Consider the following 10,279-nt stretch of genomic DNA (forward strand, 5'->3'; position numbering starts at 1 on the left):
GCTGCTCAGGAACGAGAGAACGCCAAATTGCGTCCGATCGGTCGGGAGACGTTACAGGTAGCCTTCCTCGGCCAGCCGCTCGATCCCTTCCTCGAGTCGCTCGTCGCTCGCCGCATACGAGATCCGCGCGTAGCCGGGAGTGCCAAAGGCGCTTCCCGGGACGGTCGCGACGTGGGCGTCCTCGATCGCACCCTCACACCATGCCTGATCGTCGTCGTCGACGGGAAGCATCATATAGAACGCGCCCTCGGGCACGGCGACGTCGACGCCGTGATCGTCGAGGAGGTCAGCGACCAGATCGCGGCGGCCTTCGAAGGCCTCGACCATCTCCGTGACGGCGTCCTCGGTCTCGAGGGCCTCGAGACCGGCGTGCTGGACGAAGTTCACGGCCGAGGAAACGGAGTGGCTGTGGAGTTTACCCGCCTGATCGATCAGGTCCTCGGGGCCGGCGAAGTAGCCGAGCCGCCAGCCGGTCATCGAGTAGGCCTTCGAGAAGCCGTTGACGGTGATGGTGCGGTCGGCCATCCCCTCGAGCGTGCCGAGGCTCGTCGGCTCGACGCCGTAGGTGATCTCCTTGTAGATCTCGTCGGAGATGACGGTGATGTCGTGTTCGACGGCCAGATCGCGGACGCCCTCCAGCGCCGCGTCGGAGTAGACGGCACCGGTGGGGTTCGACGGCGAGTTGACGATCAGCAGTTCGGTCTCGTCGGAGACGGCGGCCGCGAGGTCGTCGAGTGCCGGCTCGAGCTGGAACTCGTGTGCGGAGAGGTCGACCCGGGTGAGATCGCCGCCGGCCATCTTGACCATGGCCTCGTAGGAGACCCACGCGGGATCGAGCAGGGCGACCTCGTCGCCGTCTTCGACGAGCGCCTGCACGATCTCGTAGAGAGCCTGCTTCGCGCCGGGCGTGACGATGATCTCCTCGGCGTCGTGATCGAGGCCGTCGTCGGCCAGTTTGTCGGCGATGGCCTCGCGCAACTCGAGGATGCCCGCGGAGGTCGTGTAGCCGGTGTGGCCGGCGTCCATCGCGTCCTTGCCCGCTTCCACGATGTTCTCGGGGGTGGGGAAGTCGGGTTCGCCGACGGAGAGGTCGACGACGTCTGCGCCCTCGGCCTCGAGTTCGGTGGCGAGTGCGGAGATCGCAAGCGTTGCGGACGGTTCGACTCGGCTGACGCGGTCGGTGAATTCCATCGTCATTGTTGGGAATCGGTCGCTGGAGTGGGATCGGGTAGTTCGTCGACGAGATCGAGCGCCCCGTCGACGGCCGTGGCCGCGTTCTCGACGCGTTCGCGCGATTCGGCGGCGGACATGCCGGGCCCGGTCACGCCGAGGGTCACGGGCGTGTCACGCTCGAGACTCACGTCGGAGAGTCGCTGGGCGGTGGCGTCGGTGATCACCTGATCGTGATTCGTATCGCCGGTGATGACGGTTCCGATCACGGCGACGGCGTCGACTCCCTCGCGGCGAGCGAGCCGGTCGGCTGCCAGCGGCGCGTCGTACACCCCCGGCACGTGGACCGTCTCGTACACCTCCGCACCCGCGGCGTTGGCCGCCTCGAGTGCCTCCTGCTCCATCTGCTCGGTGATCGGGCGGTTGAACTGCGCGACCACCAGTCCGAGCGTGGTCATAGGCGAGCGGTGGGGAGGGCGGGTAAAAGAGGTACCGTTCTCGGGTGACCGCTCCGGTATGCGCACGACGACATGCCGTCGGCGGAGACGACTCGTCGTCCGCGTCGAAACGAGCACTGTCGACCGTGTTACGCCGTCGCTTCGGCCTGGGATCGGACTGTGACGTCGCCGTTCGTCGTCTCGACTCGGAGGCGACGCGTCCCATCGCCCAGCGTCACGTCGATCGACTCGTCGCTCGAGGCGTTCGAGTCCTCGACTCCCTCGAGGGACACGTTCCCGTTCGTCGTCGAGGCGCTGATCGTCGCATCGATCGAGGCCGGAATGGCGACGGTAACCTCGCCGTTGGTGCTCTGGGCGAACAGGTCGCCGTCGCTGTCGCTCTCGACTGTGATCTCGATATCCCCGTTGGTCGTCTCCGCGCGAACGTTGCCGTTGACGCCGGCCACCTGTACCGAGCCGTTCGTACTCTCGGCGACCAGTTCGCCGGTCACCTCGCGGACAGCGATCTCGCCGTTCGTCGTCGCTGCGCTGGCCACCCGGACCCCCTCGGGGACCGTCGCCTCGAGGTCGAATTTGGGGTCGGGACCGAACAGAAACGGCGTGTCGTCCGTCTGTCGCGCCTCGATGTCGAGGCGACCGCCCTCGCGGCTCGTCTCGAGCGTCAGGGACTCGAGGCTGTCTTCGGTTGGGGCCGCCTTGTGGCCGCGAACCTCGATCTCGTCTCCCCGTCCCCCCTCGACGGTCACCGAGCCGTTCTCAGCCGAAAACGAGACCGCATCGAGGTCCGCGGTCTCGTACGTTTCCGTTACGGTCTCCGTTTCTCCCCGCCCGGTCGCCAGACAGCCGGCGAGCGATGCGAGGAGGCCGAGACCCCCTCCAGCAAGCACTCGCCGCCGCGAGACGCTCGATTTCATGAGCGTGTCTATCGGTTGCCAGGTATGTATACGACATCGGCCAGTTTCCGTGTCGAGTGTTCTGCCCAAGGTTTTTATACCACATCGGCACCCCGTTCGGTAGTTCGCTCGAACCGTCGATCGCGTCTCGATTGCCCGCCGAACGACGGGCCATTTGAGAATTCTTAAGCGCGAGTGACGACAATCGCCACGCAATGACGACGTTACGAACGCCGGGACCGACGATCGGCGTAGTCGGAGGGGGACAGCTCGGGCGGATGCTCGCCGAGGCGGCCGCACCGCTTGGCGTCGAGGTGGTCGTCCTCGATCCGACGCCGGACTGTCCGGCCGCGCCGGTCGTCCGCGACCAGATCGTCGCCGGGTTCGACGACGAAGCGGGGATCCGCGAACTCGCCGCACGCGCCGACGTGCTCACGTTCGAAATCGAACTCGCCGATCAGGACGTGATGGAGCGCGTGAGCGAGGATACCGGAACGCCCGTCCACCCCGACCCCTCGACGCTCGAGACCATCCACGACAAACTCGTCCAGAAGCGCGAACTCGAGGCCGCCGGGGTTCCAGTACCGCCGTTCCGCGAGGTCGAGGACGCCGCCGACGTTCGGGCGGCGATCGACGACTACGGCGCGCCGGTGATGCTCAAGGCCCGGACCGGCGGCTACGACGGCCGGGGTAACGTCCCCGTGGAGTCGAAAGCCGACGCCGTGGACGCCCTCGAGTCGGTCGCCGGCCCCGCGATGGTCGAGTCGTTCGTCGACTTCGAACGCGAGGTGTCGGTCATCGCGGTCAAAGGCGAGGACGACGTCGCGACCTTCCCGATCGGGGAGAACGTCCACGAAGACGAGATCCTCCGGGAGACCGTCGTTCCAGCACGCTCGAGCGACGCCGTCACCGAGCGAGCCCACGCGGTCGCGCGCGATGTCCTCGAGGTAATGGACGGACGCGGCGTCTACGGGATCGAACTCTTCGAAACGAGCGGGGCGCGTAGCGCCCCGGATGACTCGAGCGGGCGAAGCCCGCGAGAGAGTGACGGCGAGATCCTGCTCAACGAAATCGCACCGCGCCCGCACAACTCCGGCCACTGGACGATCGAGGGGGCCCAAACCTCCCAGTTCGAACAGCACGCTCGTGCCGTCCTGGGCTGGCCGCTTGGCTCGACGGAACTGCGCTCGCCGACCGTGATGACGAATCTCCTCGGCGACGTCGACGCGGAACAGTCCGCACGGCTGGAAGACATCGACGAAATCCTCGAGACGCCCGGCGCGGCCCTCCACTGGTACGGCAAGCGGCAGGCCCGTCCGCTGCGTAAAATGGGGCACGTGACGCTCTCGGCGGCCGAAGAGAGCGAATCGGTCGACGAGCTGCTCGAGCGTGCGCGCGAGCTCGGGGACGCCGTGACGTTCCGACCGTAGCGCCGGCCGCGAGTTCACCAGTCGCTCGTCTCGTTTGCCACCGTTTCAAGTCGGTCGCCCGACCACCTCCACTTATGAGCGACAGCATCACCGAACTGATCGACCGCCTGCACGACGAAGCGACGCAGGACCGTCCGTCCGAGGAAACGCCCGACGTCGGCATCGTGATGGGCAGCGACTCCGACCTCGAGACGATGATGACAGGCGGCAAACGCCCCGGTGCCTACGACGCCTTCGTCGAGGAACTGGGCTTCGCCGAGCAAACGGATTTCGAGAGTCCACCCGACGAGCGGTTCACCTTCGAGACCTACGTGACCTCTGCCCACCGAACACCCGACTTAATGACGGCTTACGCCGAGACGGCCGAGGATCGGGGCCTCGAGGTACTCATCGCCGGGGCGGGCGGCAAGTCTGCTGACCTCCCGAACATGACCGCGTCGATCGCGTACCCGCTGCCGGTCATCGGCGTCCCCGTCCAGGAGAAATCCGTCGACAGCGTCATCGGCATGCCGACCGGTGCACCGATGGTCGCGGTCGATGCCGGCAAGTCGTTCAACGCAGCGTTGTCGGCCGCCCAGATCCTCGCGCGGCAACACGACGAGATCCGGGCGCGACTGGTCGATTATCACGACGACCTGCGCGAGGGCGTCGGAACCGTTTCTCGAGACCTCCACGATGGCGGGACTCCGGCGTTTCGGAACCGCGAGCAGTAGCTCGAGGCTCCCGCCGAGCGGACGATCGATCGCCGGTCAGCCCCCGCTCGATCGCTCGAACGGCGGTTGTCGGCGTATTTCGGCGTCGCGTAACACCGTCTTACCGATTCGTTCAGGGGTTGGACTCTTACAAATAGTATACGGTGATTATTCACGAGGGTCCACTCGGGCTGAACTCCCTTCTCGGCCCGTGTTTCCCCGAAAAACGAAGAATCAACCCTTATGTGCGTGCGGTCTGAAGCCTCGAACGTTACCGAGATGAATGATTGGATCGCCATCGGGGCGCTGGCGCTCGTCGGGGTACTGATACCGGTCGGGATGATGTCGGTATCGTATCTCCTGCGGCCCACCGTGCCCGAAACGAGCAAACGAGCCACCTACGAGAGTGGCGAGATTCCGACCGGCGGAACGCGCATCCGGTTCAATATCCAGTACTACATGGTTGCGCTGCTGTTCGTCGTCTTCGATATCGAGACCGTCCTCCTGTTCCCGTGGGCGGTCGCCTATCAGGATGCGCTCGCGGCGGATATTCCACTCGTCCGTGCGCTCGGGCCGATGCTGTTGTTCGTCGCCATCCTGCTCGTCGGACTCGCGTGGGCGTGGCGCACGGGTGCAGTACAGTGGGCACAGACACCCCGCCAGCTGGAAACTGACAGATCATGAGTAGCGAACAACCACGCAAGCAAATCTACGACAGCACCGCACCGTCGACGGACACCCGCGACTCGCGGATCGGCGAGGGTGCCGACGACCGCTTCAACTCCAAGCTCCGCGAGGCCTTCGGGTCGACCCCGTTCATCCTCACGAAGTTCGACAAGTTCATGAACTGGGTGCGGGGCAACTCGATGTTCATGCTCCAGTTCGGGATCGCGTGTTGCAGCATCGAGATGATGCACACGTACGCGATCAAACACGACCTCGACCGCTTCGGGGCCGGGGTCCCGCGGGCCTCGCCCCGACAGGCCGACGTAATGATCGTTCCGGGGACGATCGTCTCGAAGTTCGGCCCCCGAATGAAGCGGGTCTACGACCAGATGCCCGAACCCAAGTTCGTCGTCGGCATGGGGTCGTGTACGATTTCGGGCGGTCCCTTCCAGGAAGGGTACAACGTCGTCAAGGGAGCCGAGGAGATCATCCCCATCGACATCCATGTCCCCGGCTGCCCGCCACGGCCGGAGGCGCTCGTCTACGGCATCGTCAAACTCCAGGAGCGGATCCGCAACGGCGAGTCGACTCCGGTCGTCGTCAAGCCCTACGAACTCGAGGAGTTCGGCGATTTGCCCAAGGACGAACTCGTCCAGAAACTCGCGGACGACATCGACGAGGAGGACCTCGTCATGCGATACAACTGGGCTGATTCGCCATGAGCACGGGACTCGAGCGAGGACAGCAGCCACCGGTTGAAGTGTCGGCAGACGACCTCACGACCCTGATCGGTGATCGCGCGCTCGCACGCGACGATCACCTGAACGCACCGGGGTTCGTTATCCGGCCGGACGACGTCCAGAGCGTCCTGAGCGACCTGCGGGACGAGGCGGGGTTCGATCACCTCGCCAACCTCACCGCACAGGAGTACGCCGACCGGTACGAATCGATCTACCACCTCCGAAAGTACGCCGATCCGACCCAGGAGGTATCGGTCGTCGTCCCGACGACCACCGACAACCCGGTCAGCCAGACCGCCGAGCCGGTCTTCCGAACCGCCGACTGGCACGAGCGGGAAGCCTTCGACCTCGTCGGCATCGACTACGAGGGCCATCCCGATCCCCGCCGGATCCTCCTGCCCGAGACCTGGCAGGGCCATCCGCTCTCGCGGGGCTACGACCAGGAGAAACCACAGCTCGTGACCCTCTCGGAGCACGCCAATCCGGTCCAGCCGGACCACCACGACGACGAGTCGGACACGATGTTCCTCAACATCGGTCCCCACCACCCGGCGACCCACGGCGTGCTCCACATCGAGACGGTGCTGGACGGCGAGACGGTCGTCGACGTCGACCCCGACATCGGCTATCTGCACCGCTGTGAAGAGCAGATGTGCCAGAACGGGACCTACCGGCACCAGATCATGCCGTACCCGGACCGCTGGGACTACGTCTCCGCCGGCCTGCTCAACGAGTGGGCATACGCGCGGACGGCGGAGGATCTCGCCGACATCGAGGTCCCCGACTACGCGCAGGTCATTCGAACGATGGGGGCCGAGCTCTGCCGGATCGCCTCCCACATGCTCGCGCTTGCCACCTTCGCGCTGGACGTCTACGGCGACTTCACCGCCATCTTCCAGTATGGCATGCGCGACCGCGAGGTCGTCCAGGACATCCTGGAGGACCTGACCGGCCAGCGGCTCATGTTCAACTACTTCCGGCTCGGTGGGGTCGCCTGGGACCTGCCGGAACCCCGCGAGGAGTTCTTCGAGAAGACGCGAGACTTCCTCGACGGGCTCCCCGCGAAGGTCGACGAGTACAACGATCTGCTGACCGGCAACGAGATCTTCCAGATCCGGTGTCACGACACCGGGATTCTCGAGCCCGAAGTGGCCAAACAGTACGGCTGTACCGGGCCCGTGGCCCGGGGTTCGGGCATCGATTACGACCTCCGCCGGGACGACCCCTACGGCTACTACGAGAACCTCGAGTGGGACGTCGTCACCGAGGACGGCTGCGACAACTACTCCCGCGTCCTCGTGCGCATGCAAGAAGTCGAGGAGTCCGCGAAGATCATCGAGCAGTGTGTCGACTTGCTCGAGGACTGGCCCGAGGACGAGCGGACGGTCCAGAGCAACGTACCACGGACGCTCAAGCCGGACGCGGACACGGAGATTTACCGCGCCGTCGAGGCCGCGAAGGGCGAACTCGGTATCTACATGCGCTCGGACGGGACGGACAAGCCGGGTCGGTTCAAGATCCGGAGTCCGTGTTTCCACAACCTCTCGGCGCTGCCCGAGCTGTCCGAAGGGGAGTACATCCCGGACCTGATCGCGTCGCTTGGCAGCCTCGATATCGTGCTCGGGGAGGTGGACCGGTAAGATGTCCGGCATGGCGTCGGTCCCGCTGCAGGATACCGTCTTACTTCCCGAACGATTGGGGAATCTGACGGGGCTCGACCAGTTCGGGCTCGCCGGCGAACTGCTGGCGACTCTCATCGGGGCGATATTCGTCGGCTCCCTGATGCTCACGATGACCGCTCTCGCTGGCCCGTGGGCGAAGCGAAAGATTACCGCCTCCTTTACGGATCGAATCTCGATCAACCAGATCGGTCCCGCCGGAATCGGGATCATCATCGCCGACGCCGTTCGGATGCTCTCGAAGGAGTTGATCGTTCCCGAGAACGCGGATCGACCAGCGTGGGATCTCGCGCCGATCGTCGTCGTCTCCTCGGCCCTGCTGGGCTTTGCCGTCATTCCGATGGGGAACGGGATCCAACTCGCGGACCCCGAAGTCGGACTCGCCTACGTCTTCGCAGTGTCGGGAATCGCGAGCCTCGGACTGGTGATGGCCGGCTACGCGTCGGCGAACAAGTACTCGATGCTCGGCGGGCTCCGCGCGGTGGCACAGAACGTCGCCTACGAGATCCCGCTGGTCGTCACCGGGATGTCCGTCGTGATCTTCGCCGGCACGCTGCAGATGGGCGAAATCGTCGCGGCGCAGGGGGAGACGTTCGTGACGATCGTGGGGATCGACGTTCCGCGGTGGTACGCGCTGGTCAATCCCTTCGCGTTCGTCCTCTTTCTGGTGGCGAACTTCGCGGAGGTCGGCCGCAACCCCTTCGACACGCCTGAGGCACCGACCGAGATCGTCGCTGGCTACCAGACCGAGTACTCCTCGGTCTACTTCGTGTTGATCTATCTCGGGGAGTTCCTCCACATCTTCCTCGGCGGTGCGATCATCGCGACGATCTTCCTCGGCGGACCCGCCGGTCCCGTCCTGCCGGGCATCGTCTGGTTCATCATCAAGATCTGGGCGGTGTTCTTCGCGACGCAGTGGCTGCGCTCGGCGGTTCCCCGCGTCCGGATCGACCAACTGATCGAGATCGGCTGGAAGGGGCTGCTCGTGTTGGCCTTCGCCAATCTCGTCTTGACCGCGGTAATCGTGGGACTGATAGCATGATCGGGATACTCAAATCGATGGCAACGACGATGAAGCACGCACTGGACGGCTCCACCTTCACGGTGGAGTATCCGGAGACCGCACCCGACGTCTCGCCGCGCTTTCGCGGCGTCCACAAGTTCAGTCAGGAGCGGTGCATCTGGTGTCGTCAGTGCGAGAACGTCTGTCCGAACGATACGATCCAGATCGTCACGAACGACCAACGACAGGGCGAACAGTACAACCTCCACATCGGGCAGTGTATCTACTGCCGACTCTGCGAGGAAGTCTGTCCCGTCGACGCCATCCTCCTCACGGAGAACTTCGAGTTCACCGCGGACACGAAACACGACTTCGTCTACAACAAAGAACAGCTGAAAGCCGTTCCGTGGTACAAGGACATCGACCCGCTCGCCGCCCGCGAACCCGATCGGGACGCGTGGGTCGGTGAAGGCGAGGGAGAGGTCGACTACCAGTAACGGGTCCGCCCGTCCCGCAAACGGGCACTACTAACAACCATGAACTACGAGCTGATCGCGTTCGCGCTGTTTGCCCTCGTGACGCTGGCCAGCGCGATGGGTGTCGTGCTCATGCAGGACCCGTGGCATTCGGCGCTCCTGCTGGGCGTGGCGCTGCTTAGCGTGGCGGTCCACTACGTGATGCTGGCGGCGGAGTTCGTCGCCATGATGCAGGTCCTCGTCTACGTCGGCGGGGTCCTCGTCCTCATCACGTTCGCCGTCATGTTGACCCAGCGCGACGACACCGACGCTGACACAGAGGTGGTACAGGCATGACGACCGGTCCGAAACTCCGACTCGGCAAGACGCTGGTCCCGGGACTACTCGCCGTCGGTCTGTTCGCGGTGATGGCGCTTATCACTCTGAACACGACGTTCGAGCCGATGACCCGGGCTGCGGGGGCCGGTTTCCCCGAGAACGTCTCGATCACGGCCGAACTCGGGTACGCCCTGTTTGGCTTCGACGAGTTGCAGACGATCGGCGGCACCGAACCGTTCCTCGCCGCCGTCTTGCTCGTCGCCGTCGCACTCGACGCCGCACTCGACGCCTCGCTCGTCCTCGCGAAACGCGAGGAGGGCGGCGAACCCGTGTCCGCGCTCTCGAGCGCCGGCGAGGCCTCGAGTGGCAGTGAGGATGCAACGCCGGCCGTCGCCGACGGCGGTTCCCGGTCGGACAGCGGTTCGACCGAAACCGGAGGTGAGAGCCGATGACCGTCGACGTACAGTACTACGTACTGTTGTCGATGGCCGTGTTCTGTATCGGCCTGTTCGGGGTGCTGACGCGTCGCAACGCACTGTTGTTCCTGATGTCCGTCGAACTCATGTTGAACGCCGCGAATATCAATCTGATCGCGTTCGCGTTCTATCACGGCAACCTCACCGGCCAGCTGTTCGCGCTGTTTACGATGGCGCTGGCTGCCGCCGAGGTCGCCGTCGGGCTCGGGATCATCCTGGTGTTGTACCGTAACTTCCGTGACGTCGACGTCACGGTTCCAAGGACGATGAGGTGGTAA

The 10,279-nt window shown here is 64.9% G+C and carries 13 protein-coding genes; 10 read left to right on the forward strand and 3 right to left on the reverse strand.

The window, feature by feature from the left end; all coding sequences use genetic code 11:
- Positions 1 to 51: 51 nt before the first annotated feature.
- From CP557_RS03425 to CP557_RS03435, 3 genes are all read right to left on the reverse strand, one after another.
- Complete coding sequence (locus CP557_RS03425; protein WP_097378615.1) at positions 52 to 1,197, reverse strand: pyridoxal phosphate-dependent aminotransferase; 1,146 nt, start codon at positions 1,195 to 1,197, stop codon at positions 52 to 54.
- Positions 1,194 to 1,628 carry a 6,7-dimethyl-8-ribityllumazine synthase gene (gene ribH, locus CP557_RS03430; protein ID WP_097378616.1) on the reverse strand — a complete coding sequence of 145 codons (435 nt, stop codon included), beginning with the start codon at positions 1,626 to 1,628 and terminating at the stop codon, positions 1,194 to 1,196. Before ribH ends, CP557_RS03425 begins: the two co-directional genes overlap by 4 nt.
- A gap of 128 nt (positions 1,629 to 1,756) precedes the next feature.
- A complete protein-coding gene (locus CP557_RS03435) occupies positions 1,757 to 2,542 on the reverse strand; it encodes a DUF4097 family beta strand repeat-containing protein (RefSeq protein WP_097378617.1) in 786 nt (261 codons plus the stop codon).
- 194 nt (positions 2,543 to 2,736) lie between these two features.
- On the opposite strand from CP557_RS03435, the gene CP557_RS03440 reads away from it, so the two are divergent.
- The 10 genes from CP557_RS03440 to nuoK all read left to right on the forward strand — a co-directional run bounded on the left by CP557_RS03440 (position 2,737) and on the right by nuoK (position 10,279).
- Positions 2,737 to 3,951 (forward strand): 5-(carboxyamino)imidazole ribonucleotide synthase, encoded by a 1,215-nt coding sequence (locus CP557_RS03440; RefSeq protein WP_097378618.1) that lies wholly within the window; start codon positions 2,737 to 2,739, stop codon positions 3,949 to 3,951.
- Between the two features lie 74 nt (positions 3,952 to 4,025).
- On the forward strand, positions 4,026 to 4,664 hold the full coding sequence (locus CP557_RS03445; protein ID WP_097378619.1) for an AIR carboxylase family protein: 639 nt from the start codon (positions 4,026 to 4,028) through the stop codon (positions 4,662 to 4,664).
- A 258-nt stretch (positions 4,665 to 4,922) separates the two neighbouring features.
- The gene (locus CP557_RS03450) at positions 4,923 to 5,327 is read left to right on the forward strand and encodes an NADH-quinone oxidoreductase subunit A (RefSeq protein WP_097378620.1); all 405 of its coding nucleotides are present in this window, start codon (positions 4,923 to 4,925) and stop codon (positions 5,325 to 5,327) included.
- Positions 5,324 to 6,031 (forward strand): NADH-quinone oxidoreductase subunit B, encoded by a 708-nt coding sequence (locus CP557_RS03455; RefSeq protein ID WP_097378621.1) that lies wholly within the window; start codon positions 5,324 to 5,326, stop codon positions 6,029 to 6,031. Before CP557_RS03450 ends, CP557_RS03455 begins: the two co-directional genes overlap by 4 nt.
- Positions 6,028 to 7,689 carry an NADH-quinone oxidoreductase subunit D gene (locus tag CP557_RS03460; protein WP_097378622.1) on the forward strand — a complete coding sequence of 554 codons (1,662 nt, stop codon included), beginning with the start codon at positions 6,028 to 6,030 and terminating at the stop codon, positions 7,687 to 7,689. The genes CP557_RS03455 and CP557_RS03460 overlap by 4 nt, the downstream gene beginning before the upstream one ends.
- 1 nt (position 7,690) lies before the next feature.
- Positions 7,691 to 8,770 (forward strand): complex I subunit 1/NuoH family protein, encoded by a 1,080-nt coding sequence (locus tag CP557_RS03465; RefSeq protein ID WP_097378623.1) that lies wholly within the window; start codon positions 7,691 to 7,693, stop codon positions 8,768 to 8,770.
- Positions 8,767 to 9,228 (forward strand): NuoI/complex I 23 kDa subunit family protein, encoded by a 462-nt coding sequence (locus tag CP557_RS03470; protein WP_008009959.1) that lies wholly within the window; start codon positions 8,767 to 8,769, stop codon positions 9,226 to 9,228. The genes CP557_RS03465 and CP557_RS03470 overlap by 4 nt, the downstream gene beginning before the upstream one ends.
- Before the next feature lie 39 nt (positions 9,229 to 9,267).
- Complete coding sequence (locus tag CP557_RS03475) at positions 9,268 to 9,543, forward strand: NADH-quinone oxidoreductase subunit J (protein ID WP_097378624.1); 276 nt, start codon at positions 9,268 to 9,270, stop codon at positions 9,541 to 9,543.
- Positions 9,540 to 9,977: a hypothetical protein gene (locus CP557_RS03480; protein WP_097378625.1), complete on the forward strand. Its 438-nt coding sequence runs from the start codon at positions 9,540 to 9,542 to the stop codon at positions 9,975 to 9,977. Before CP557_RS03475 ends, CP557_RS03480 begins: the two co-directional genes overlap by 4 nt.
- Positions 9,974 to 10,279 (forward strand): NADH-quinone oxidoreductase subunit NuoK, encoded by a 306-nt coding sequence (gene nuoK / locus CP557_RS03485; RefSeq protein ID WP_097378626.1) that lies wholly within the window; start codon positions 9,974 to 9,976, stop codon positions 10,277 to 10,279. Before CP557_RS03480 ends, nuoK begins: the two co-directional genes overlap by 4 nt.

It is taken from the genome of Natrinema ejinorense, assembly GCF_002494345.1.
Lineage (GTDB): Archaea > Halobacteriota > Halobacteria > Halobacteriales > Natrialbaceae > Natrinema > Natrinema longum.